Raw genomic sequence first — 25,328 nt, forward strand, 5'->3', positions numbered from 1 at the left:
AAAAAGCTAAGACTTGTAGCAAAAGTATTTAAATGTGTCTTCCAGAATGTAAATATATCCCTGCGTATAAGTTAAGTGTCTGGTCTTGAATCCTATAATTCAAATTTGCATTTATCTTTTAAGTATAGCATTAAGCTCCATCAAGTCTGTAACCTCATAAGTTGGCTTTATTTCAGTGTTGTTTACAGCCTTTTTAGGATTAAACCAACATGTGTCTATACCTGAGTTTATACCACCCTTTATATCAGAAGTTAGGCTGTCACCTACTATGAGGACTTTACTCTTATCAGTGTGATTTATATTACTTAAGGCAAGTTCAAAAATTTCAGGGTTTGGCTTTGATACCCTTACTTCCTCGGATACCACTATATCCTCGAAATATTTAGCTATGGTAGATTTTCTTATTCTTTTATCTTGAACATTCTTAAGGCCATTAGTTACTATAGAAAGTCTATAATCTTTATACAAACTTTCCACAAGAGGTATACTGTAATCATATAAAAAGGATGCATTAGCTAAATGCTTCATATATGATTTTGCAAATTCTACCTCGTCAAACCTTATATTTAACTGATATGATAGTCTTTTAAATCTCTCCACCTTTAATTTTTCCTGGGTAATAAGTCCTTGCTCGAATTCTTTCCATATAGCGGTATTTATGTCTTGATATATTTTTAAATGGTGATTTTCGTCATATTCTATATCAAATTCAAGTATGGCATTTTTAAAAGCATCTCTTTCAGATTTTTTAAAATCAAATAAAGTTTCATCTGCATCAAATATTATTACTTCGTATTTCATAATAACCCTCCCAATAATTTATCTTTTTAATTGTAACATATTAAGCAATAGATTCCTCCTCTGCTTTACATTGCTTAATAGATAAGTTACCATATTGATATGGGTTACGGATATGACATATGTCGTGTTAAGGAGGATTTATGGAAAGAATTTCGAATAAAGACCTTTTAAAGCATTATTTTGTTAAGTATAACATAGAAAATATATTTGATAAGGATATAATAAGCTATGCACAGCTTCATTTTTATCGAAAAGGAGAGTTTATATTGAAAGCAGAGTTTGAGCTTGAATATTACTATTTACTTGTTAATGGAAAAATTAAAATCTCTTATCTTTTTGAAAATGGTAAATCAATGCTCTTAAAATTTTATAGAGAATTTAATGTTATAGGAGATTTGGAATTTTTAAAAGATAAGCCTGTACGCTGCAATGTTGAAGCGATAGAAGATACTTATTTTATTGCAATACCTTCAGATATATTAAGAAAAAAGTATATGAACAACGTCAATTTTTTACAACACCTAGTAACCTTTTTAAGTGAAAAACTTGAAGCTACTATTAATAATACTTCATACAATTTCATATACCCACTCACTAATAGATTAGCCAGCTATTTAGTTGAACATATTACAGATAAGAATTATATAATTTTAGATTCATCCTTTAAGGAAATAGCCCAATTTTTAGGAACTACCTATAGGCACTTAAATAGAACCTTTAACGAGCTTGAAGCCGAAGAAATTATAAAATGTGAGAATACAACAATATATATTCTAGATGAGGATAGACTTCGAGAACTTTCTAAAAATTTGTATATGACATCTATATAGACACGAACGTCCGACATTTAACTTATGCTCCGGGATATGTTTCCAAACTTCAGCACTATAAAAATTTTTATATGTGCTTTCATTTTTGGAAACACATCCCTGCGTATAAGTTAAATGTCTGGTTTGGGTATCTATATAGACACTTAACTTATACTATGAGAATCATTGGTAGTGTTTAGAAGATATAAATATATTTTTAGAGGACAATTGACAGTTTTCTTCCACTGTCCTCTAATACCAATAAATATTTTTTGTAAGTTAACCTTTGGTCTTATTATTTAAGTTTCAAAAGTCTATTTTTTAATTGTTCTTCAATATTTTGCAATTCTGCTTCGGCCTCTTTACGTTTTTGACGTCCTTCTGTTTGAATACGAAGCACTTCATCAAGCGTTGAAATTAATGATTCATTTGTTTGGCGAAGAGTATCAATATCAACAATTCCACGTTCAGATTCTTTGGCTACTTCTATAGTTGACATTTTAAGTGTTTCTGCATTTTTACGTAGAAGTTCATTTGTCATATTGGTTACTTCACTTTGAACTTTGGCTGCATTACTGGAATGAGCAACTCCGAGAGCTAATAAAATCTGACTTTTCCAGAGCGGAATTGTATTCACAATAGTAGATTGTATTTTTTCGGACATTAAAGAATCATTATTTTGAACTAAACGAATCTGAGGAGCCATCTGGAGAGAAATCATTCTAGTTAGCTCCAAATCATGAATTTTTTTCTCAAAGCGGTTACAAAGAGCCACAAAATCATTTGTTGCCTGTGCGTCTTCAGGAAGTCCACTGGTTCTTGCTCTGTCTACTAAAATAGGAAGTTCTTCTTTTTCTAACTTTGAAAGTTTCTTCTTTCCGGCTAAGATATACATAGAAAGTTCTTTAAAATATACCTTATTTATTTCATACATTTTATCAAGCATAGCAATATCCTTTAAAAGTTGTATCTGATGCTTTTCAAGGGTAGTGCAAATTTTATTTATATTTCCCTCAACCTTATCATATTTTGTTCTCATATGGTCAATCTTTTGTGAGGTTTTCTTAAAAAAACCCAGAAACCCTTTTTTCTCTTCTGCAGCATCAAAATTCTTTAGTTCAACTACTACATTAGAGAGCATGTCGCCTACTTCTCCTAGATCCTTTGTTTTTACATTATTTAAAGCGGTTTCGGAGAAATCTGCAATTTTCTTTTGGGCACCGACTCCATATTGAAGAATTGAATTTGTGTTAGTTATATCAATTTTATCTACAAATTCATCTACCATTTTTTTTTCTTCTTCAGTTAAATAGCTTTCATCGAGAACTTCTTGCTGCTTCTTTTCCTCTTTTATTTTTGCAATGGGAAGCTCATCTTGAAAAGGTTCAAAGCTTAAGCTTGGGACCACATCAATATTTTCTTTAAATTCGTTATCCAATTTTAACTTACCCCCTTTGTACTTTGGCTGTGTTACTTTTTAAAATCTTCTTTAGTCAGTCCTTCTTGTGTAAATAGTGTTTCAAGCACAGAAATATCTGTGGAAATATCTAAAGCTACTTCACCGAATAAATCATCTAACAGCTTCTCAAAGGCAGCATTTATCATATCTATACTTCTTTCAATTTCATTTTTGGCATTTTTTATGTTATCACCTTGAACTGGCTGTTCATTTAACTCTTTATAGGAGTTAACTAGCTTTAATGTAATTGGAAGATAGTGATTAGTAAATTTATTAACCTCAGAAAGCTTTTTGGGATTATTTTCTAAATGATTAAATATTTGACTTACAACATTTTGAAGTCTGCATAATTTTATTGAAATTTCTTCTTTATTAATAACAGCATTTGCAATTTTTATCTGTTCAATGTAGTCTTCTCCTAATTCAATCACAGCTCTTAATTCTCTTTTTTCTGGATCATTCAATTCTTCTTGTCTTTTTAATTCAGCTTCATTACGGCGTTTAAGAGATTCCTGTGAATCTAAGTAATTCTCGTAAACTTCGTCATTTAACATAAAATAAGTCTGTTTATCATCGATGTGTGCTTGTGGAAACATGCCTAAATCAATCATTTTTCTTAGATCTTTAACAACAAATTTATTATTTTTCCTAGCAGTGGTGGCTAATTCTTCTATGGAACAGTAATTGAGACCATTAATGGTATTTACATAGCCTTTAAAACGCTTTACCCTTTTTCTTAAATTTAAACCTCTTAAGGTTAAAGCTATACTTGCCATAAAAAAAGAAAATAAAAGTCCCAAAGTAATGAAATTAGCTGTTGAAAGTATACTTAAAAAAGAAGTGAATATAGAGTATGCAATTAGCATAGCCCCTAATATACTACTACCAATAAAGCCAAAGATTGTATAAAGCATTCCAGATACACTTCCAACTGGTCTTTTTGCAATATATTTTTGTGTCTTATTTATATATTTAGGAATCATATTTTCAAGTTTCCCAGGATTATAATATTTTTTGTTTTTTACTTTTTCGTTAAGATATTGTGATTTGTTTTTTAACTTTGCTTTAACTTCATTTAAAGCATTTTCAGTCCTATCGTCAATATCATTTTTTAATCTGGCGAAGTCTATAGCTTCGAATGTAGTTTTCAACGTATCTCTGATTTGATCTTCAAAATCGAAAAAATCCTTTCTTCTCATCTTAATAGCCTCCAAATTATTCTCATATAACTCAATTAACTACAATAATATTTTGGATATATTATATATCATTCTTGTATAAATTACAATTTGTAACAACTTCCTAGTATGGATTTATAAATAGGACAATTTACTTCTTGTACTGGTATTTTACTATGTGTATAATAATAATGGTAACTTACTTTTTAATACAAGTCTATATGAAGCAAATGGATATTTTAAAGAAATAATTTAATTTTAGTGTAGGTGAGTTTATGAAACTAGGAGAAAAAATTAGGAAATTACGTAAGGAACAAAAAATTAGTATTGAAAAGCTTGCGCAAATGTCAGGTTTAAGCACAGGTTTAATTAGTCAAATGGAAAGGGATATAACAATTCCTTCTGTAGGATCTCTTTGGGATGTAGCAAAGGCATTAAATGTTCATATAAATTATTTCTTTGATGAATATGAGGATAAGAATCCTATTGTTCGGAAAAATGAAAGGAAAAAAATAATTATACCTAATTCAAATATTACCTATGAACTTTTAAGTCCTAATTTAAATAATAAAATGGAATTTTTAATGGTTGAAATTGAACCTGGAATGTGCAGTTCAGATGAACAAATCTGTCATGAAGGTGAAGAGTGTGGATATATGATACAAGGAAGTATGAAAGTAAAGTGGGGAAGTAAGGAATACATATTAAATGAAGGAGATAGTATTTATTTTGATAGTACAGTACCACATCGATTTGTTAATATAGGTGACAAGGTAGCGATTTCAATTTGGACTATGACACCTCCAAGTTTTTAGTGTTTTACAATAAATAACAAGTAAAAATAATTTATATTTAACATCTTATAAGCATTATGAATTTATGTGAATTGAACTCTGTGTGTTACGGAATACAATTCATGTAAACTCATAATGCTTTTTTAAAGTCTAAAATTTTGAGTTTTTAAAAAAGCTTAGTTCTGGATAAAGCTGTATTTCTATTATAAATGGAGGATAAAAAATGTTAAAAAATCAATTATTTGAAAAAAAAATATTAAATTTAGAAGGAATTTTAAAATAAATGAAGAAAATAAGTAATAAAGATAATTTTTTTCAATATAATGAAAAAATATAAAAAATATATTTCACTATATTGAAATGTATTGCTTGTTGAATATAGTAGGGAGGTGTGGAGTTTTTAATTTTAGAAATAAGAATAACAAATAAAATTTAATTGATTAGGAGAGGAAGAAGATGAGTAATAATAAGAAAAAACTAACTTTGATGCCATTAGCATTAATGGTTGTAACATCAGTATTTATGTTTCCAAACGTACCTAGAGCATTTTTACTTATGGGGTATGCTGCAATTCCATGGTATATAATAGCTGCAGTAACCTACCTTATTCCATTTGCATTTATGGTTGGAGAGTATGGTGCTGCCTTTAAAAAAGAGAAAGGAGGAATCTATTCATGGCTTGAAAGAATTCTTGGAAGTAAATACGCATTCATTTCTATATTTATGTGGTATGTTGGATGGCTAGTATGGATAATTCTAACTTGTAATTCTATATGGGTTCATTTTTCAACAATATTATTCGGTACAGATACAACTTCAACTTGGTCATTATTTGGTATAGGTTCGACTCATACATTGGGAATAATGTCTATAATATTTGCTGCAGGTTTGACAATTATAGCAAGTAAAGGCTTAGATAAAGTAACAAAAATAACTTCTGTAGGAGGTATTTCCGTCGCATTTATTAACATAGCCGCGTATATTGGTGCAATAGTTGTATTTATATTAAACCATGGACACATAGCCCAGCCGATTAATGTTCAAGCTCTCTTACAATCTCCTAATCCTGACTACACTTCAGGTATATCAATAATATCATTTATATCTTTTGCAATACTTGCTTACGCTGGTATTGAGGTGGTTGCTGGAGTTACAGACAGTACGGAAAACTCTGAAAAAACATTTCCAAAGGGCGTTTTAATGGGATCTATATTTATTGGAATTGGATATTCCTTAGGTATATTTGCCTGCGGTACATTTACTAATTGGCAAAGTGTGCTGTCTGCAAAGAATGTAAATATGGTTAATGTAACGATTATTATGATGAACAATTTAGGATATCAAATTGGACAAGGCCTATCATTAAGTCAAGGTGCCTGTATATCATTAGGTAATTGGATAGCTAGATTTGTTGGTTTATCATTGTTTTTAACTTATTTGGGTGCATTAATTTCATATTCATATTCACCATTAAAACAATTAATAGAGGGGACTCCAAAAGAATTATGGCCTGGAAAATTATCAGAAATTAAAGATGGAGTACCTAAAAATGCTATTTGGGTTCAATTTGCTTTTATAGCTTTCTTCATACTAGTTTTAAGTTTAGGCGGACAGGAAGCTTCCAAATTTTTTGATAAACTAGTGTTAATGACTAATGTTGCAACTACATTACCTTACATATTTATGGCAGGTGCTTTTGCTAAATTTAAAAAAGATACGACTATTGAAAAACCATTCGTTATATTTAAGACCTATAATAGTTCATTAATATGGACAATAATAGTTACATTTACTGTTATACTTGCTAACGTTACTGTAATACTTAAGCCTGCAGTAAATAAGGGGGACATAGCATCATCAATGTGGATGATAGCTGGACCAGTAATATTCTCAATAATTGCAATTGTAATGTATGGAAGATATGAAAAGATAATTGGGGAAAAACAAGGTTTAAAATTATAACATATAATTTACTTTATGATGAGGAGATGCGTTCAATGAAAACTTTTGATTGCCATTCCGATATATTAGTTGATATTACTAACAAAAGAATGCAGGGAGAAAAAAACATATTAAAGAAATATCATATAGAAAGACTTAGAAAAGGAAATGTGCAAGGTATATTATTGGCAGTTTGGGTTGATCCTCCATACACTAATGAACCAACTCAAAGAATGTTGGAAATTTTAGGAGCAGCTTGCGATGAGTTTCAAGAGATAAAAGAATATGCTGACATCGCATATAATGTTTCAGATATAAGAAATATACAAAAATCAGATAGACTTGCTATTATTTTAGGAATGGAAGGACTTAGCGGACTAAAAGGAAATGTTAGTTTTTTAAGTGCACTTTATCGTTTTGGCGTTAGACATGCAATGCTTACATGGAATGAAGAAAATGAATTTGCCACTGGTGTTGGAAGTACTAATAAAGAAAGAGGTGTTACTGAATTAGGAGTTAGAGCATTAAATAAAATGGAGGATTTAGGGATACTAGTAGATGTATCTCATGGAAATGAAAAAACATTTTGGGATATTTATGAAAATACGACAAAGCCATTTATTGCTTCTCATTCTGATGTATACAATATTTGTCCAGCTGCACGTAATTTAAAAGATGAGCAAATTAAAGCTATCGCAGAACGTAGAGGAGTAATTGGTATGAATGCATGGCCAGAGTTTATTGACAACAAAAAGCCTAGTGCTGAAAAATTAGCAGATCATATTGATTATATTGCTAACCTTGTAGGCATTGATTATATTAATTTTGGTTTCGACTTCTGCGATTATTTGCAAGCAGAATCATTATCTTTTAGTGAAAGTGCTTTGACTACCACAATTGGCATAGAAGATGCGTCTAAAATACCTAACCTTTTGGAGATTTTAACTACAAGGGGATATAAAACTGAAGATATAGAAAAAATAGCTTACAGAAATATAATGCGTGTTTTTGAAGAAGTTCTAGGAAATTAAGTAGATACCTCCATAGACTTGTCCGAATTAAATCTATGGAGGTTATAAGACTTTTACAGTCCAAGTATCTTGAAAAATAGTTAGTATGCTTAAATATTAAAGAGGTAATTGTATGAAAAAAGTTCTAAAATTAAAATTGGGGATTAAAAATAAGTTAATTGCATATTTTGTCTCATTAACTGTAATCTCATTACTTTTAATGGGGATAATTATTTATATAAAAGTAGTTATACAAACAAAAAATGATTATATGAATGCAGTAAATAAAGAACTCGCGCAAGTAAATACTGGAATAGAAAATTACATTTTATTAATTAAAGAAAATAGCAGAATGTTGTCTAGAAGCCCTCTTATCCAAGGAGTGAATTCAAGAATAACTTCATACATTGATAAAAGTGACCCTTCTGGTGAAGTTAAAATGACGCCGCTTCAAAATAATCCTTTCGAAGCAGAAGTATATAATAATTTTGCATATTTTAAAGATTCACATCCTGAGATAGAAGATGTTGCACTGGGGGTTGCTGAAAATGGAGGATATGTACAATATCCATCAATATCTCTAAAAAATGGTTATGATGCAAGAACAAGGCAGTGGTATAAGCTTGCACTTACAAGCCCAGATAAACCTATCTTAAGTGATGCATATATTACTTCAAACGGTAGTGTAGCTCTTACTTCGCTTTCTGTAATAAAAGACTTAAATAAAGCTATCAAAGGCGTGTTAGCTGTAGATATTAATCTCGATGCACTTACAGATATGATTAAGAATGTAAAAATTGGAAAAAACGGTTATATTATTTTAGTAGATAAAAATGGAACTATTTTAGCAGACCCTAAAGATAAAAGTTTAGTTTCAAAAAATATAAAGAGTTTAAACATAAGTAAGTTAAATAATTCTTATAACAGCAATACTTCATTTGAAATGAAAATGTCAGATGGAAAAAACTATTCCATAAGTGTTTCTAAACCATCGGGTTCAAATTCAGGTTTAGATTGGAGTTATATATGCTTTGTAGAAACAAGTGAATTTATGAGTAGTGCAAATAGTATAGGTCATATTGCTTTTGCTTTTGTTCTAGTTTTCGCTTTACTAAGTATACTTATAACAATTTTTGTATCTAAAAAAATTGCTAATCCTATAAGTAATATTACTGAGCATATTCAGTCAATGGGAAAAGGGGATTTTTCAAAAGATTTGGATTTAAAATATATGCAGCTTAATGATGAAGTTGGTGATATTGCAGAATCAACTTATAAGATGCAATTATCTTTAAGAGAAATGTTTTTTAAAGTTAAGGAGCATTCACTAGCAATTGAAGAAAAGGCTGAAAGTTTATACAATTCTGCGGAAACCGTAGATAGCTCATCGGGAGAGATTTCAAATGCAGTTCAAGAAGTCGCAAAGGGGACAGGAGAGCAGTCACAGCAACTTGTAGATATAACAAATATACTTGTAGATTTTGGAGATTCAATTCAGAAAATTACAAAAACATTAATTGAAATTCGTGAAAAGTCTAAGTCTATTAACGACATGGCAAGCGCTAGTGATGATAATATGCGCGGATTAATCAAATTGGTAGAAAATGTAGGAGGGACCTTCGAAGAATTTGAGAATAAGCTCAGGGTATTGGGAGAAAATGTTAACAAAATAAATGACATTATTAATTTAATCAACAGTATTGCAGAACAAACCAATCTTTTGGCGTTAAATGCAGCAATTGAAGCAGCAAGAGCAGGGGAAGCAGGTAAAGGTTTTGCAGTAGTTGCAGATGAGATAAGGAATCTTTCAGAACAAAGTAAAAGTTCTGCAGACGATATTGCTCAACTGTTAAGTAATATTTCTAAAGATACTAGAATTATTCTAAAAGATAGTGATGCTATGAATTCCGAGTTGTCTAATCAATTAACTGCAATAAATGAGGCAGTAGGATGCTTTAAAGGTATTGTATCTGAAATAGAAAACATACTACCTGAAATAGATGGAGTAAGTTCCGATGCTGAAAAGATAAATATTCATAAGGATAAGATCTTAGCTAGTGTGGAGAACACTACTGCAATTGCAGAAGAAACATCAGCTTCTTCTGAGGAAATAGCGGCTTCTTCTGAAGAAATGGGTGAAGTTGCCAAAGGCTTGTTCTCCACTGTTGATAACCTAAGAAATCTATCAAAGGACATGACAGAACAAGTAAATAAATTTAATTTATAGACAATGATAAAATGTAATAATTAAAACTTCAAAATAGTAAAATATATTTATCTATAATAAAAGTAGGAACATAAATTTTATATTGTAGATAGTTGATCAGAGTAGTAAAATATATTTATCAACAATATATGGATAACTAGGGCATTTTTACACATTGGGAAATTTAAAGATTATAAAGGGAGGCAATAATTATGAATGAAACAATTAACACTTTATTAAACAGGAGAAGTATACGAAAGTATAAACCTGAACAGATCAAAGATGAAGAATTGAATGTAGTTCTAGAAGCAGGTAAATATGCACCAAGTGGGGGAAATCAGCAGTCTGCATTATTTATAGTAGTTCAAAATAAGAAAGCTATTGAGAAGATATCAAAAATGAATGCAGCTGTTATTGGTAAGGATGATGTAGACCCTTATTACGGAGCACCAACCATAATTCTTGTACTTGCAGACAAAAGTAAAGCAACACCTGTTGAAGATGCAAGCATAGCTTTAGGTAATATGTATAATGCAGCATATTCAATTGGCCTTGGCTCATGTTGGATTCATCGAACAAAACAAATGTTTGAAAGTGAGGAAGGAAAAGCACTGCTTAAAGAATGGGGAGTTGAAGGTGACTATGTAGGAGTAGGTTCATGTATTTTAGGATATCCAGATTGTGAGCAGCCTAAAGCAGCACCAAGAAAAGATAACTTTGTAGTAATGGTAAAATAAATCTTACTTAGACGTTGTGATATGAAAAGATTATAGATGAGTTATAGAAAATCAATAATTTTAAGAGTCAGTAATTTATTTTGTTGACTCTTATTATATTTTATCTATTGCAGCTCAAAAGAAAAGCATTAATAGCAAATATTGATTACAATGTATTTTAATGATTAAGTATTAGAAAAATTCATAGTATCGTACAGGATACTATCTATCAATAAAGTGCATTCTTGTATATTAGTATAAAACTCACTATACTATAAATGGTGATTCTAATAAAAACACTAGTTACATAAAACAAATGTAACTTATAAGTAAATTGACCTTAAGAAAGCAGGTGGGATTAAACATGGAAAAATCAAAGGTATACTTTACTAATATGCATGCAACAGCAAAAGAAAATTTACTGCAGAAGCTCCATCGTCTCATTAAAACAGCAGGAATTGATCAAATTAATTTTGATAAAAAATATACAGCTATTAAAATTCATTTTGGTGAGCCAGGTAATTTAGCTTTTTTGCGTCCTAATTTCGCAAAAGTTACAGCGGATATTGTAAAAGAGCTAGGTGGAAATCCTTTTCTTACAGATTGTAATACTTTATATGTAGGGAACAGAAAGGATGCTCTTGAACATCTAAATTCTGCCTATCTTAATGGATTTTCTCCTTTTTCTACTGGTTGTCATGTACTTATTGCTGATGGTTTAAAGGGTACAGATGATATATTAGTTCCAGTTGAAGGCGGCGAATATGTAAAAGAAGCAAAGATTGGAAGAGCTATTATGGATGCAGATGTATTCATTACTTTAAGTCATTTTAAAGGTCATGAGTTAACTGGATTTGGAGGCGCACTAAAAAATATAGGTATGGGCTGCGGTTCCCGAGCAGGCAAGATGGAAATGCATAGTAGTGGAAAACCTAGAGTTTCTACTGAGGATTGTATTGGTTGTGGTATGTGTGCCAAAAATTGTGCTCATGGAGCAATTACATTGACAGAACACAAAGCTTCCATTAATCATAACATATGTGTTGGATGTGGAAGGTGTATTGGTGTTTGTGCAGTTGATGCTGTTCAACCTGCTTCGGATGAATCAAATGATATTTTAAATAAAAAAATTGCGGAATATTCTTTAGCGGTATTGAAAGGACGTCCAAACTTTCATATTAGTCTGGTTATTGATGTTTCTCCTTACTGTGACTGCCATGCAGAGAATGATATAGCTATTGTTCCGGATGTAGGTATGTTTGCTTCCTTTGACCCTGTTGCACTTGATGTTGCTTGTGCAGATGCAGTAAATCATCAGCCAGTTATGAAAGGAAGTCTTCTTGAAAAACATGGCTCAAAACATCATGATCATTTCACTGACGTTAGTCCAGAAACCAACTGGAAGGTATTAATTGATCATGCAGAAAAGTTAGGACTTGGAAGTAGAGAATATGAGTTAATAACAATTTAAAGGATAAACTTAAAAACCATGCATAAAGGAAAGTAAATTTCTTTTGCATGGTTTTTTTATTCATAATATACAGAAATTTCTTAAAATTCGACAAAAATGTTAGCTTTTTTAACAATGTTCGTTTTTTATACGTAATTATTTTTAAGACTCATATTTACATAAAATACATAATTATTATAAAATTTTTATTGAAACCATAATTTATTAGATATGGCTTCTTATGTTTTAAAGAAGTATATAGTGATTTCAAAGGAATTCTATGACTATATTGCTGAAGGCTTTAGCAATGCAGAGCTTAAAAAAGAAGTATTTGAAAAAATGAAGGCAAGAGGAGGCGAATAAATGTTAGAACCAATAGAGTTAACTAATTCCTCAGAAGAGGTGAAAATAAAATTAAAAAATAATAAAAAAAAATTAGAACAAAGAAAAGCATCATATTCTATGGCTATCATTGCAATTTTACCCATATTAGCTATTTTGATTTCTTTAGTTTTAGGGAGATATTCGATATCCTTACCAGAATTTTTTGATGCTATATTGTCAAAAGTTTTCGGGTTAAACACAGGAGTGCCTAATACTATTGAGACAGTTCTTTTTAATGTTAGAATTCCTAGAATTTTGTCAGCTTTAATGGTTGGAGCAGCTTTGGCCGTGGCTGGAGCAACATATCAGGGTTTATTTAAGAATCCAATGGTATCGCCAGATATACTTGGAGCTTCTGCTGGTGCGGGATTTGGTGCAGCCTTTGGAATTCTTTTATCCTTTAATGCTTTTGGCATACAGATTTCAGCATTTCTATTTGGACTCGCAGCTGTTACTGTAACTTATTTAATAAGCATGATTATAGGTAGAGGTAACAATGCCACATTAGTACTTGTGCTTACAGGAATGGTTGTTGCAGCTTTATTCTCATCCTTCATTTCGATAACAAAATATGTAGCTGATCCATATGAAAAGTTGCCGGCTATAACTTTTTATCTTATGGGGGGGCTGGATTCTGTTAGTATGAAAGATATTAAAATATTAATAATACCATTGATTGTAGGCGTTATACCGTTAATTTTATTACGATGGCAGCTTAATGTACTTTCCTTTGGTGATGAAGAATCAAAGTCTCTAGGTATTGATACATCAAAGCTAAGAGTAATTATTATACTTTGCTCAACTCTAATTACAGCCGGAGCCGTATCCGTTAGCGGTATGATTGGATGGATAGGACTTATTATACCTCACATAGCTAGAATGGTTGTAGGACCTAATTTTAAAGTACTATTGCCAGCTTCATTATTCATTGGCAGCACTTTTCTTCTGTTAGTTGATGATATAGCTCGTTGTGCCTTTTCAATAGAAATTCCTCTAGGAATTCTCACATCATTAATTGGAGCACCTTTTTTTATTTATCTTTTGATTAAAGGAAGGAGAGGATGGGTATGAGATTAGAGGTTAAAAATGCTGTTTGTGGTTATGGTACAAGAACTATAGTAAAAGATATATCTATGAGTGTAAGTTCGGGAGAAATACTCTGTTTATTAGGACCTAATGGTGTAGGAAAAACAACTTTTTTTAAGACCATATTGGGCTTTTTAAAGTTAAGAGGTGGAGAAATACTTTTAGATGGAGAAAATATACATAATTGGTCTAGAAAGCGATTGGCTAAGACCATTGGTTATGTACCTCAGGCACATACACCTCCATTTCCTTTTAAAGTCTTTGATGTGATATTGATGGGAAGGACTGCTCATCTCTCAATGTTTTCTTCTCCTACAAAAGAGGATGTAAGAATTGCAGAAGAGGCTGTAAACACGTTAAAAATATCATATTTAAAGGATAAGATATATACAGAAATAAGTGGTGGGGAAAGGCAAATGGTTTTAATTGCTAGAGCTCTTGCCCAGCAGCCTAAAATATTGATAATGGATGAACCAACTTCTAATTTGGATTTTGGAAATCAGATTAGAGTATTAGAACAGATAAATGAACTCTCTAAAAAAGGATTAGCAGTTATTATGACATCACATGTTCCAAATCATGCTTTCTTATGTTCAACGAAAGTGGCTTTTATGCAGAAAAACAATATGTTCACAGTGGGTAATGTAGATGAAGTTGTAACAGAGGGTATGCTTAAAGAAGCATACGGCATTAATGTGAAGATTGTTACTACGATTAACTCAGCTGGAGATAAGATGAAGGCCTGTATACCTATGATTAATTAAAAGGAGTGATTATGTTTATGAAAAAAAACTTTAAATGTACTATTATTGCTATTTTTGCAATTGTTTTTTTATTAGTTGGATGCGGCAATAATTCAAGTTCACAAAAAACTGATGAAAAGCAGACACAGACAAAAACAATTACTGATACTGCAGGAAAAAAAGTAGAAGTACCCTTAAATATCAAAAGAATAGGAGATTCTTGGCAAGCTCATAATGAGGTACTAGCTATGCTGGGAGCAGGAGATAAGGTAGTTGCAACTATTCTCACAGAAAAAATGAGGCCTTGGTTATATAAGGTAAATCCTCAGATGAATAAGGCAGTAACAGTATTTGGTACAGATACTGTGAATACAGAAGAGCTTGTAAAGACAAAGCCTGACATTGTATTTACGCCTTTAAATGATAAAAGTGCAAACAAAATATCAGAATTAGGTATTCCAACTGTACAGTTGAACTTCACTGATTTTAAAGGTTTAAAGGAATGTTTTAAGTTAACAGGAGATATTCTTGGAGATGAAAGTAAGAAAAGAGCTGATCAATATATATCTTATTTAGATAACAAACTTAATATGATAACTGATGTAACTTCTAAAATACCAAAGGAACAAAGACCTAAGGTACTTCATGTAACATCACTCTCACCACTAACTGTAGATGGTAGCGATACAATAATTAATGCATGGATAGAAACAGCTGGTGGAGTAAATGCGGCTTCAGAAGTAAAAGGAAACAATAAACAAATATCTATAGAACAGATGTTAAAGTGGAATCCGGATGTTGTAATATTGAGTAGTAATACTCTAATGAAGATAAACAATGGCAAAAAAATCAAAGACACATTATTACAGGATCCAAATTGGCAGCAAGTAAGTGCTGTTAAAGCAGGAAAAGTATATTTTAATCCAGATGGAGCTTTTTATTGGGATAGATACAGCGCAGAAGAAGCTTTACAAATACAATGGGCTGCAAAAACTTTAAATCCAGATAAATTTCCTAATATAGATATAATTAAAGAAACAAGGTATTTTTACAAGACCTTTTTAAATTATGATCTTTCAGAGGAAGAGGCTAATAAGATTATAAATGATGATCCGCCTGCTAAGTAAGCACAGTTTAGAATTTTTGAGATTGTATATATTGAAAATTCATAATGAAGGGAAACAAATATGGAACTTCAAGAAAAAATTAATGATTACTGGTCAAAACGGGCTGATGAGTTTGGTGAATGCCGTCTTAAGGATCTAGAAGGTTTTCAGCGTAAAATCTGGACGGATATTATTAGCGAGCTAGTTCCTAGTGGAAAAGGACTTCGTGCTTTAGATATAGGTACAGGTGCAGGTTTTTATGCCTTCTTGCTGTATGATTTAGGCTTTGAAGTAACAGCAGTAGATTATTCACAAAATATGATAGATAATGCAATTAAAAACTCAGAAAAGCTTGGTTACAAACACATAAAATTTATTAAAATGAATGCTCAAGATTTAAAGTTTCAGGATGAAAGTTTTGATTTGATTATATCCAGAAATGTTACATGGACTTTGCCAGATCCTAAAAAGGCTTATGAAGAATGGTGTAGGGTACTTGTGCCTGGTGGCAAAATCATGAACTTTGATGCTAATTATGGACAAGGATTCAAGTTGGCGGAAGAAACGGGTCAAAGCTATAAGGAAATGCAAAATTGGTCTCAAAGTACTTATAACCGTACTTTGCAGAGTGAAGAACTTATTCGGCAGCGTAACGATTTTGCAAAACAGCTTTATATATGTGACATTATAAGGCCACAATGGGATGTTGATATACTACTTCAAAATGGTATCAGTAAAATAATTATTGATACGGAAATTAGCAGCAGAGTATATGTGGATATGCAAGGTAGAGAAGTAGAAGCAAATAATAGCAATAATGGTAAAAGAAAATTTGGATCTGATTCAAATATGTTTATGGTATACGGTATTAAAGGGAGATGGAAGGAGTAGCTAACATGATGATACGTCACTTGAAAATATTTATAGCTGTACATGATGAACTGAACATGACTGCTGCTGCAAATAAATTGTTTATGACACAGCCTTCCGTAAGTCAAGCAATTAAAGAACTTGAAAATTACTATGGAGTTGTTCTTTTTGAGAGGTTATCCCGGAAATTATATGTTACTGAATCAGGAGAAAAATTATATCAATATGCTTCACATATCATCAAGCTTTTTGATGAAGTAGAAGATAGTCTTAAGGAAGATAAACTTCAGAAAAAGCTTAAGATAGGGGCAAATTATACCGTTGGCGTCTCCTTAATACACAAATATATTGAAAAATTTAAAAGGTTATATCCAAATTCAGATATCATGGTAAGTGTAAACAAATCCTCTATCCTTATGGAAATGCTAAGGAGAAACGAACTGGATATTGCACTTATTGAAGAGATAGAAAATAAACTTGACTTAATACAAGAGGTTTTCTATAGTGACCGTATTATAATTGTTGCACATCCAAAACATCACCTGTTTTCAAAAAAAGAAGTAACAGCATATGATATTGTTAATGAACACCTCTTATTACGTGAAAAAGGTGCTGGTGTAAGAGATTTATTTGAGATAAGAATGAATGAGATTGGATTATTCTTTAAACCCTATTGGGAAAGCACAAGTACGACAGCATTAATTAATGCTGCAAAAAATAAGATTGGAATTGCAGTACTGCCTTTTCAGCTAATCAAAGAGCATATTGCTTTAGGCTCTTTAAAAGAACTTAAAGTAAAAAATATAGATTTTAGTAGAAAATTAACTATTGTATATCATAAGAATAAGTTATTGACAAGTGCCATGCATGATTTTATAAAAATATGTCATGAAGTGTAAAATCCTTAATGATTTCCAGTATAATATTTTTATATTGGGAATCATTAAGGATTTTTTACTTGCTTTTGAAACAACTTAATGTAAGTATTATACAGCTATCATAACTTCTGTAGCTTTAATAATAGCCTTTGCTTTAACGCCAGGTGCGAGTCCAAGTTCCTTCACTGCAGCTAATGAAATAGTAGAAGTAACTGCGTTTTCAGCATCAATCTTTAAAGTTACGCTTGCATTTACGGCACCTTCTGTAACATTTATAATCTCACCAGTAAGCTGATTTCTTGCACTGAGTTTCATGTCTCCTACACCAATCATTACTGATGTGGCTTTAATTACAGCAGTTGCATCTTTACCTGAAACAAGTTCAAGGTCCTTAACCGATGCCATAGAAATAGTAGAAGTAATCGTACTACCACCTTCTGTTTTTAAAGTAACAATTGCATTTACGGCACCTTCTTGAACAGATTCAATTTTACCTTTTATTTGATTTCTTGCACTAATACCCATTTTTTCCTCCATTTCTGCTGCTATCAGCAACACAAAGTATAATATGATCTTGTATTTACATAATAGCACTTAATTTCCTATAGGTACAATTGTAAAATATTATATTCATCATAGGTAAATTCATATACATATAATTGGTGTAAAAGTAATAGTTAAGTTGAATAATTTAAAATTCAAGCTATTGTTTTAAAAAGTGAAGTTCAAAATTTAGGACTATTTTATCTTCATATCTTCTTTATAATTAAGGATTATAATCTAATAAAATACATTTAAGTGGGGGATCATAAATGAAAATATTTAAAGACTTAAAAATTGCACCAAAACTTATAAGCTGCTTCTTACTTATATCAATTCTTATGGCAGCAGTAGGCACTATAGGAATATTACAAATAAAAAAGATAAATACAAATTCAACTTCAATGTATGAAGATAACCTATTACATATAAGAAAAGTAGGGGCTTTGAAAGAAAACTTTCTACAGATACACTCTGATTTAGTATATCTTCTAACCATAAAAGACTCTTTAAAAAAGCAGCAAATTATAGACGAAATAAATAAATTAACGGAAGAGGATATGTCAATATCAGAAGAAATTAAAGATACTAATACAACAGTTGAAGAGAAAGACTTATTGGATAGGTTTAACAAAAATCATAATGCTTACATGATGGCACGTGAAGATTTTATGAAATTAATAGATTCAAATAAATATGATGAAGCTCAGACGGCTTTTGATATGGTATCGCAAGCAAGACAAAAGACTTTTGATAGTATAAATGAACTTATAAATTTAAATTTAAAAGAAGCACAGGAGGCTAATAAAACTAATAATTCAACATATAAGACAGCATTTAATATCATGATTTCCATTGTAATGATTGGCTTTATTATTGCAATACTTCTTGGAATTTTAATATCAGCATCCTTATCAAAGAGAATAAATAAGGTTCTTACATTTGCAGATGCCCTAGGAAATGGTGATTTAACTAAAAGAATTGATATTTATGCAAAGGATGAAGTTGGTAAGCTTTCTGAAGCTTTAAATAAAGCGGTTGAAAATACTCGCAGTTTAATATCTACAATAATTTCAAGTTCTACTGATATGACTAGTTCAAGTGAAGAAATTTCTGTAACTATAGAAGAAATTTCTGCAAAAATGACTAATATTAATGAAGCTACTAAAGAAATATCAGATGGAACAGAGGATTTAAGCGCAACTTCTGAGGAAGTAAATGCTTCAATTCAAGAGATAACATCAAATACCACTGAACTTTCAAATAAAGCTAAAGATGGTGACAGAGCATCAGATGAGGTACAAGCTCGTGCAACTGAAATAAAGAATAAGGGACTAAAGGCTATGGATATCTCTCAAAAAATATATAAAGAAAAGCAGATTAATATAATTAAGGCTATAGAAGATGGAAAGGTTGTTGAGGAGATCAAGGTTATGGCAGATTCCATAGCAGATATAGCCTCTCAAACTAATCTTCTAGCACTTAATGCTGCCATCGAATCTGCAAGGGCAGGAGAAATGGGGAGGGGATTCGCAGTGGTTGCAGATGAAATACGTAAGCTTGCAGAGCAGTCAGCGAGTAATGTTTCAAGCATCCAAAATGTTATAATTCAGGTAAATGAAGCTTTTAATAACTTATCTAATAATACACAGGATATACTAGCGTTTATTGATAATAATGTAAATCCTGATTATGAGTTGTTTTTAGAAACTGCAGAAAAGTATGAGAAAGATGCTGCTTTTATAAAGGTTATGTCAAAAGAAACAGCAAATGGCACGATACAAATATTAAACTCTATAGAACAAACTAGAACAGCTATTGAAAATGTGTCAAGAACAGCTGAACAATCTGCATCAAGTTCAGACGGTATATTAAATAGCGTTGATGAAACAAGTTATGCAATTGAAGAAGTAGCTAAATCAGCTCAAAGACAATCAAAATTAGCTGAGGAGTTGAATAGCTTAGTGCATAAGTTTAAGATATAAGTTTTTACTAATAAAAACAAGCTATTTTGGGGAATAGTTATAAACTTTAGATTACTCCATCCAAATTATTAGATATAAAAAAGAAGGTTAAGCTAGATGAAAAATAAATGTGGAAGAGTATAAGAAAATGAGAGATATAAATAAGTTAAGTGTAGGCTATGAGTATCTATAACATATAAAAATAAATAAAGTAATTAAGATAAGCCTAGTGATGGATCGCTAGGCTTTCGTTTAAAAAAATATTTACATTAAAGGTTTTTCAGAATCACTAGTTTTATTTGCTTTATTATTTCTTAAATCAAAAGTTTCAATTGGTTTTGGACCTCTTAATACTCTTCTTCTTATATGAAGATCGCCCGAAGAATCAGTTCTGATCCTCCATTCAATCAACATTATTTTTCCATCTATTATTTCAATACCTTGTATTCCACTTGCTCGGACACATGATCCATCATTGAAGTAAGGTAATTCATTAACTTTGGGAAAATGGGGTCTATGAGTATGGCCGCAGATGACCATAATTTTATTCATTTTAATCCAATCACTATAAATGCGCTCAATTTTATGAATTTTTCCAGAATTTTTTACAGGACTTGCAGGATTTATAAAACCTATTGAGTGAAGATATCTCCAAAAATATCTTACTGTAAGCATAGTAAAACCCCATAACTTATCATTCATTCTGTCTCCTTGATGACCGTGAACAGTTAATATTTCTTGTCCTGTGTTTCTATGTTTAAATACTACTGCCTCATAGGGTATAAGCCCAGGGAACAATTCTATTTCTTCCTCGTTATAATCATCATAAAATTTATAATAATTCTTCTGTACAAAGCTGTTATACTTTAGACATATATTGTGATTACCATATAACATAATCAATCTATTTGAATCGAAAAATTTTTTTAATAGAGAATATATCTCATCATGTGCAAGCCTTATATCTTTAAAATTAGAGTGTTCCCAAAGCTCATCGCCATCTCCAAGCTCCACATAAGTATATCCATTATTATAATAAAATTCTAATGCCCATAAAAATATATTCTGATTTTTAGCAAATTCATCAGATGGTGTACTATCTCCTCTATGACAGTCACTGAAAAAAATATATTTAGAATTGTTATCAAAGTATTCAATTTTGGCATTATTATAAGCTTCTGTTAATCTCTTTTCTGCTAATTTCTTTTCTGATATCATAGAGCAAGCACACCTCTTTTATGGTTACTAAGAGTAACTTTCGTATTAACATAAAGACAATTTGATTATATATAGTTAATCTACCCTTTTAAGTAAGAATATATTTAAACTAAAGAATTTATATACCAACGGCCGGCACTTAACTTATGTTCCGGGATATGTTCCGAAAACATTGGAGATAAAATGCAATTTCTTGTATACCAAAAGTTACAATGTCATAATCGCAATTATGAAGACACCAATCAAATATTATACCACGTGAAAATCTAAGAATACGCCAACTTATATCATGACTGCTTATATCTTTTCTAATTTCACCATCTAATTGAGCATCTTCCACTACCTTATTAAGCTGTTTAAAAAACTTACGATCTTCTGACAAAAAGTACTTGTTATCAGATTCTAACTGATAAGCATAAAGCTGTTTTATAGCATCTGATTTCAAATGAAAAATAAAGGATATAGATAGTTGTATTTTTATTAATTCTATTATCTTTTCAAAGACATCTAAGTCTTTCCTTTCACTAATTTGATTATATTCAAAAATATTATCAGCCTTATGATAAATATCATAAAGTATTTCATGCTTTGATTTAAAATGCAAATAGAAAGTTCCTAAAGCAACCTCTGCTTTTTTGCAAATTTCACGAATTGTCACTTTGTCAAAGCCTAGTTCATTAAATAGTTCAGTTGCTGTAGTGAAAATTTTATCTCTTGTCTGACTGGCCTGCAAGTGTCTATATTCATAAATATCTTTTTCTTTATTGTCCATTTAACATACTCCTTTTGTCACTGTTATAACTTTCTACATTATACTTTAATATCATATCCTTGAAAAGATATGTATTGATTATACGATTTCATAATGTTATAATATCGTCAAATGAACATGTTCATTCAGCAATATTATAATTGGAGGTGTCTTATGAATAAAAAATATAAAGCCTTATTTGAACCTTTCAAAATTAATAAGCTAGAGATTAAAAATAAATTTTTTATGGCGCCAATGGCTACACCTGCAACTTGCGATGTTAATGGTTCATATACATATGATTCAATGGAATATTATGTTGAAAGAGCCAAAGGCGGTGTTGGATTAATAATAACCGGTGCTAATTGGGTTGAAAGTGATATAGAAAAGCACATGGATGCATTCTTTCCTGAGCCAACTAAAGTGCCAAATGTATATCAAAAGGTTGCTGTTGAAATTACAGATAGAGTACATGCCTTTGACAGTAAGATTTTTCTACAGTTAACTGCTGGTCTTGGTCGTTCGGCTCTTCCTCATGCCCTCAAAGGAGAATGTGTGGCACCGTCACCAACAAAAAATAGATGGATTCCTGATATAGACTGTAGAGAACTTACTACTAAGGAAGTTGAGAAAATTGTAAGTCAATTTGCGAAATCTGCTAAAATAGCTAAGGATTCTGGATTTGACGGTGTGGAGATTCACGCAGTTCATGAAGGATATTTGCTTGATTGCTTCACTATGTCATTTTTCAATAAAAGAACAGACAAATATGGTGGAGATTTAAAAGGAAGACTTACCTTCCCAATAGAAGTTGTCCAAGCCATAAAGAGTGCTTGTGGAGCTGATTTCCCTGTAATACTACGTTTTAGTATAAAGAGTTATATTAAAGCTTTAAGACAGGGAGGACTTCCAGGAGAAGAGTTCGAAGAGCTTGGCCGTGATGTTTCAGAAGCTTTAGAAGCTGCAAAGATACTAGAAGAAGCAGGATACGATGCATTTGATGCAGATGCTGGAACATACGATTCATGGTACTGGGCACATCCACCAATGTATTTTGAAAAAGGTATGTACTTGCCGTTAACAGAGCAGCTTAAAAAGGTTGTTAAAGTTCCTGTTATGGTGGCAGGAAGAATGGAAAACCCTGATATGGCTATAAAAGCACTTGAGGATGGAAAGCTGGATGCAGTAGGTCTTGGAAGACAATTGCTTACTGACCCTGAATATCCAAATAAATTGAGGACTGATGATGCTAAGAATATCCGTCCATGTCTTGGATGTCATGATGGATGCTTCTCAAGGCTTATTTTTCAGGGGGGAAGAGGTTCCTGTGCTGTCAATCCTGAATGCGGCCGTGAGCTCATTGTAGGAATAACACCTGCAGTAAAAAGTAAAAAGGTTATTGTTGTTGGAGGCGGCCCAGCAGGTATGGAAGCTGCAAGAGTAAGTGCACTTAGAGGATATAAGGTAATTCTTTTTGAAGCATCTGACAGTCTTGGTGGACAGCTTGTTATAGGAGGTGTTCCAAGTTTTAAGGAAGATGATCGTGCATTAATTAGATGGTATGAGCATCAAATGAAAGCTCTATCTGTGGATGTAAAGTTAAATACCAGGGCAACAAAGGAAAGCATTAAGGCTTTAAATCCCGATATTGTTTATATTGCTGAAGGATCAGAACCAATCAAATTGAAATTACCGGGTATTGATAATGAAAAAGTAGTAAATGCTTCAGAGGTATTGTCAGGTAAAAAGAAGGTTGGACAAAAATCTGTAATAGTCGGTGGAGGACTTGTTGGATGTGAATTGGCACTTCATCTTAGAACTAATGGACATGAGGTTACTATCCTAGAGGCAATGGAGGATATTCTAAAGTCTGGTGCTCCAATGGCTCCTATGAATGAATGGATGTTAAGAGACCTTCTAACCTTTAACAAAATTGAGCTTATTACAGGTGCATGCCTTTCTGAAGTTACAGATAAAGGTGCAATTGTTACATTAAATGGAGAGAAAAAAGTTATCTCTGCTGATAATATAATTATTGCTGTAGGATTTAAAGCAAAAAATACTCTTTTTGAAGAATTGAAATATGAGTATGGCCAAATCTATAACCTTGGAGATGGCAAAAAAGTACGAAATATACGAGCAGCTATTTGGGATGCCTATGAAGTAGCACGTTCTATATAATATATAAACAAGAGGAATCGATTCCGTAATGGCTTTCGATTCCTTTTAAATATTGTTATAATAAAAGAAATTGAGATAAAATTTCCAGTCTGTCTCCTCATACAAGCTTATCTTAATTTTTCATATTAACTTTGAAAATAGAGGTGATGTGAATGTTCAAAATAGGTGAGTTTTCTAAATTGACACAAGTATCAATTCGAATGTTAAGGTATTATGATGAAACAGGTTTGTTAAAACCTGCAGAAATTGATAAATTTACGAATTATAGACTATATGCCACGGAGCAGATTCCTACTTTAAATAAGATCATATTTTTGAGGAATTTAGGCTTTAATAGTTCTGAAATTGCAGTTGCTCTTAAAAATTGGGATGACGAATTTATTACATATCAGCTTGAAAATAAACGTTTGGAAATTGAGAATATGATTAAGGCTGAACAAGATAAGCTATTTAAAATCGAACTGGCGAAAAAGGACATTCGACAAGGAAAGATAGCTATAAACTACAACGTTTCAATCAAATCTATTCCCAGTTATCAAGTGTTTTCTTTAAGACGGATAGTTCCTGATTATTATGCAGAAGGTCAGTTGTGGCAAGAAATGTCGGCTTTTGCGGATGAAAATAATATTCCTATTTCCAATAATACCTTCACTATATATCACGATACGGAGTATAAAGAAAAGGATGTTAATATTGAAATATGTGCACCTGTGGCTAGAATGGGAAAGGATATAGGTGAATTTACATATAGGAACACGGAGCCTGTGCCAATTATGGCATGTACTATGGTATATGGGCCCTTTGAAAACATTGCAAATGCATACCTTGCCTTTGCAAACTGGTTACAAGAACATAGTCAATATAAAATGACTGGGCAGAGCAGACAAATTGTCCACTATGGTCCGTGGAATGAGAAAAGTCCTGATAAATACTTGACTGAAATACAAATACCATTGGAAAGAACTTAATGGGGCTGTCGCACTTTGAAGTACAGCCGAAAATATACTTATCCTCCGAGAGATGTTCCCAATCTTCGCACTATAAAAAGTTTTTATATGTGTCCCAGTTTTGTGAACATCTCTCTGCGTATAAGTATATTTTCTGGTGTAGTTCTTAAAGTGCGACAGCCCTCGTGCTAAGGCTCCAACAAAAAGCATTTTGTGGATTTGAAAGACTCTTTTTTGCTATTGACTCTCACATGATGTGAGGGTCTACACTAATTTATAGATAAAATAATTTTATT

At 31.6% G+C, this 25,328-nt stretch carries 21 protein-coding genes; 15 read left to right on the forward strand and 6 right to left on the reverse strand.

What is annotated here, in order from left to right; all coding sequences use genetic code 11:
* Positions 1-111: 111 nt before the first annotated feature.
* Positions 112-801, reverse strand: coding sequence for a YjjG family noncanonical pyrimidine nucleotidase (locus I6U48_RS22140; protein ID WP_218322660.1), 690 nt, complete (start codon positions 799-801; stop codon positions 112-114).
* A gap of 140 nt (positions 802-941) precedes the next feature.
* Here I6U48_RS22140 and I6U48_RS22145 point away from each other — a divergent pair, with 140 nt between their 5' ends.
* On the forward strand, positions 942-1,631 hold the full coding sequence (locus tag I6U48_RS22145) for a Crp/Fnr family transcriptional regulator (protein WP_218322661.1): 690 nt from the start codon (positions 942-944) through the stop codon (positions 1,629-1,631).
* A gap of 274 nt (positions 1,632-1,905) precedes the next feature.
* Here the strand turns inward: I6U48_RS22145 and I6U48_RS22150 are convergent, their stop codons facing one another.
* Positions 1,906-3,048 carry a toxic anion resistance protein gene (locus I6U48_RS22150; RefSeq protein WP_218322662.1) on the reverse strand — a complete coding sequence of 381 codons (1,143 nt, stop codon included), beginning with the start codon at positions 3,046-3,048 and terminating at the stop codon, positions 1,906-1,908.
* 32 nt (positions 3,049-3,080) lie between these two features.
* Positions 3,081-4,268 (reverse strand): 5-bromo-4-chloroindolyl phosphate hydrolysis family protein, encoded by a 1,188-nt coding sequence (locus I6U48_RS22155; protein ID WP_218322663.1) that lies wholly within the window; start codon positions 4,266-4,268, stop codon positions 3,081-3,083.
* A gap of 254 nt (positions 4,269-4,522) precedes the next feature.
* Between I6U48_RS22155 and I6U48_RS22160 the strand changes: the two genes are divergently transcribed.
* The 11 genes from I6U48_RS22160 (at position 4,523) to I6U48_RS22210 (ending at position 17,452) form a co-directional block, all read left to right on the forward strand.
* Positions 4,523-5,062 carry a helix-turn-helix domain-containing protein gene (locus I6U48_RS22160; RefSeq protein ID WP_218322664.1) on the forward strand — a complete coding sequence of 180 codons (540 nt, stop codon included), beginning with the start codon at positions 4,523-4,525 and terminating at the stop codon, positions 5,060-5,062.
* Positions 5,063-5,497: 435 nt separating this feature from the next.
* Positions 5,498-7,003 carry a glutamate/gamma-aminobutyrate family transporter YjeM gene (gene yjeM / locus I6U48_RS22165; RefSeq protein ID WP_218322665.1) on the forward strand — a complete coding sequence of 502 codons (1,506 nt, stop codon included), beginning with the start codon at positions 5,498-5,500 and terminating at the stop codon, positions 7,001-7,003.
* Between the two features lie 35 nt (positions 7,004-7,038).
* Entirely contained in the window at positions 7,039-8,013 is a 975-nt protein-coding gene (locus I6U48_RS22170; RefSeq protein WP_218322666.1) for a dipeptidase, read from the forward strand.
* A 112-nt stretch (positions 8,014-8,125) separates the two neighbouring features.
* A complete protein-coding gene (locus I6U48_RS22175; RefSeq protein WP_218322667.1) occupies positions 8,126-10,219 on the forward strand; it encodes a methyl-accepting chemotaxis protein in 2,094 nt (697 codons plus the stop codon).
* 191 nt (positions 10,220-10,410) lie between these two features.
* Complete coding sequence (locus I6U48_RS22180) at positions 10,411-10,935, forward strand: nitroreductase family protein (protein ID WP_218322668.1); 525 nt, start codon at positions 10,411-10,413, stop codon at positions 10,933-10,935.
* Between the two features lie 343 nt (positions 10,936-11,278).
* Entirely contained in the window at positions 11,279-12,385 is a 1,107-nt protein-coding gene (locus I6U48_RS22185; protein WP_218322669.1) for a DUF362 domain-containing protein, read from the forward strand.
* Between the two features lie 342 nt (positions 12,386-12,727).
* Entirely contained in the window at positions 12,728-13,819 is a 1,092-nt protein-coding gene (locus I6U48_RS22190; protein WP_218322670.1) for a FecCD family ABC transporter permease, read from the forward strand.
* On the forward strand, positions 13,816-14,598 hold the full coding sequence (locus I6U48_RS22195; RefSeq protein ID WP_218322671.1) for an ABC transporter ATP-binding protein: 783 nt from the start codon (positions 13,816-13,818) through the stop codon (positions 14,596-14,598). Before I6U48_RS22190 ends, I6U48_RS22195 begins: the two co-directional genes overlap by 4 nt.
* Before the next feature lie 17 nt (positions 14,599-14,615).
* Entirely contained in the window at positions 14,616-15,704 is a 1,089-nt protein-coding gene (locus I6U48_RS22200) for an ABC transporter substrate-binding protein (RefSeq protein WP_218322672.1), read from the forward strand.
* 60 nt (positions 15,705-15,764) lie between these two features.
* The gene (locus I6U48_RS22205) at positions 15,765-16,574 is read left to right on the forward strand and encodes a class I SAM-dependent methyltransferase (protein ID WP_218322673.1); all 810 of its coding nucleotides are present in this window, start codon (positions 15,765-15,767) and stop codon (positions 16,572-16,574) included.
* A 5-nt stretch (positions 16,575-16,579) separates the two neighbouring features.
* Positions 16,580-17,452 (forward strand): LysR family transcriptional regulator, encoded by an 873-nt coding sequence (locus tag I6U48_RS22210; protein WP_218322674.1) that lies wholly within the window; start codon positions 16,580-16,582, stop codon positions 17,450-17,452.
* Positions 17,453-17,539: 87 nt separating this feature from the next.
* Here the strand turns inward: I6U48_RS22210 and I6U48_RS22215 are convergent, their stop codons facing one another.
* Complete coding sequence (locus tag I6U48_RS22215; RefSeq protein WP_218322675.1) at positions 17,540-17,956, reverse strand: TOBE domain-containing protein; 417 nt, start codon at positions 17,954-17,956, stop codon at positions 17,540-17,542.
* A gap of 287 nt (positions 17,957-18,243) precedes the next feature.
* Between I6U48_RS22215 and I6U48_RS22220 the strand changes: the two genes are divergently transcribed.
* On the forward strand, positions 18,244-19,956 hold the full coding sequence (locus I6U48_RS22220) for a methyl-accepting chemotaxis protein (RefSeq protein ID WP_218322676.1): 1,713 nt from the start codon (positions 18,244-18,246) through the stop codon (positions 19,954-19,956).
* A gap of 243 nt (positions 19,957-20,199) precedes the next feature.
* On the opposite strand, the gene I6U48_RS22225 is transcribed toward I6U48_RS22220, so the two are convergent.
* A complete protein-coding gene (locus I6U48_RS22225; RefSeq protein ID WP_218322677.1) occupies positions 20,200-21,153 on the reverse strand; it encodes a metallophosphoesterase in 954 nt (317 codons plus the stop codon).
* Positions 21,154-21,292: 139 nt separating this feature from the next.
* Complete coding sequence (locus tag I6U48_RS22230) at positions 21,293-21,925, reverse strand: TetR/AcrR family transcriptional regulator (RefSeq protein ID WP_218322678.1); 633 nt, start codon at positions 21,923-21,925, stop codon at positions 21,293-21,295.
* A 153-nt stretch (positions 21,926-22,078) separates the two neighbouring features.
* On the opposite strand from I6U48_RS22230, the gene I6U48_RS22235 reads away from it, so the two are divergent.
* Together I6U48_RS22235 and I6U48_RS22240 are read left to right on the forward strand one after the other, a co-directional pair.
* The gene (locus I6U48_RS22235) at positions 22,079-24,085 is read left to right on the forward strand and encodes an oxidoreductase (protein ID WP_218322679.1); all 2,007 of its coding nucleotides are present in this window, start codon (positions 22,079-22,081) and stop codon (positions 24,083-24,085) included.
* A 152-nt stretch (positions 24,086-24,237) separates the two neighbouring features.
* Complete coding sequence (locus I6U48_RS22240; RefSeq protein WP_218322680.1) at positions 24,238-25,053, forward strand: MerR family transcriptional regulator; 816 nt, start codon at positions 24,238-24,240, stop codon at positions 25,051-25,053.
* Positions 25,054-25,328 lie beyond the last annotated feature (275 nt).

It is taken from the genome of Clostridium thailandense (genome assembly GCF_019207025.1).
GTDB lineage: Bacteria > Bacillota > Clostridia > Clostridiales > Clostridiaceae > Clostridium_AM > Clostridium_AM thailandense.

Coding starts and splice junctions, on each gene's coding strand:
- I6U48_RS22210 (WP_218322674.1), top strand. CDS start 16,580: ATGATGATACGTCACTTGAAAATATTTATAGCTGTACATGATGAACTG.
- I6U48_RS22140 (WP_218322660.1), bottom strand. CDS start 801: ATGAAATACGAAGTAATAATATTTGATGCAGATGAAACTTTATTTGAT.
- I6U48_RS22240 (WP_218322680.1), top strand. CDS start 24,238: ATGTTCAAAATAGGTGAGTTTTCTAAATTGACACAAGTATCAATTCGA.
- I6U48_RS22215 (WP_218322675.1), bottom strand. CDS start 17,956: ATGGGTATTAGTGCAAGAAATCAAATAAAAGGTAAAATTGAATCTGTT.
- I6U48_RS22220 (WP_218322676.1), top strand. CDS start 18,244: ATGAAAATATTTAAAGACTTAAAAATTGCACCAAAACTTATAAGCTGC.
- I6U48_RS22205 (WP_218322673.1), top strand. CDS start 15,765: ATGGAACTTCAAGAAAAAATTAATGATTACTGGTCAAAACGGGCTGAT.
- I6U48_RS22225 (WP_218322677.1), bottom strand. CDS start 21,153: ATGATATCAGAAAAGAAATTAGCAGAAAAGAGATTAACAGAAGCTTAT.
- yjeM (WP_218322665.1), top strand. CDS start 5,498: ATGAGTAATAATAAGAAAAAACTAACTTTGATGCCATTAGCATTAATG.
- I6U48_RS22160 (WP_218322664.1), top strand. CDS start 4,523: ATGAAACTAGGAGAAAAAATTAGGAAATTACGTAAGGAACAAAAAATT.
- I6U48_RS22180 (WP_218322668.1), top strand. CDS start 10,411: ATGAATGAAACAATTAACACTTTATTAAACAGGAGAAGTATACGAAAG.
- I6U48_RS22200 (WP_218322672.1), top strand. CDS start 14,616: ATGAAAAAAAACTTTAAATGTACTATTATTGCTATTTTTGCAATTGTT.
- I6U48_RS22155 (WP_218322663.1), bottom strand. CDS start 4,268: ATGAGAAGAAAGGATTTTTTCGATTTTGAAGATCAAATCAGAGATACG.
- I6U48_RS22190 (WP_218322670.1), top strand. CDS start 12,728: ATGTTAGAACCAATAGAGTTAACTAATTCCTCAGAAGAGGTGAAAATA.
- I6U48_RS22195 (WP_218322671.1), top strand. CDS start 13,816: ATGAGATTAGAGGTTAAAAATGCTGTTTGTGGTTATGGTACAAGAACT.
- I6U48_RS22230 (WP_218322678.1), bottom strand. CDS start 21,925: ATGGACAATAAAGAAAAAGATATTTATGAATATAGACACTTGCAGGCC.
- I6U48_RS22145 (WP_218322661.1), top strand. CDS start 942: ATGGAAAGAATTTCGAATAAAGACCTTTTAAAGCATTATTTTGTTAAG.
- I6U48_RS22175 (WP_218322667.1), top strand. CDS start 8,126: ATGAAAAAAGTTCTAAAATTAAAATTGGGGATTAAAAATAAGTTAATT.
- I6U48_RS22235 (WP_218322679.1), top strand. CDS start 22,079: ATGAATAAAAAATATAAAGCCTTATTTGAACCTTTCAAAATTAATAAG.
- I6U48_RS22185 (WP_218322669.1), top strand. CDS start 11,279: ATGGAAAAATCAAAGGTATACTTTACTAATATGCATGCAACAGCAAAA.
- I6U48_RS22170 (WP_218322666.1), top strand. CDS start 7,039: ATGAAAACTTTTGATTGCCATTCCGATATATTAGTTGATATTACTAAC.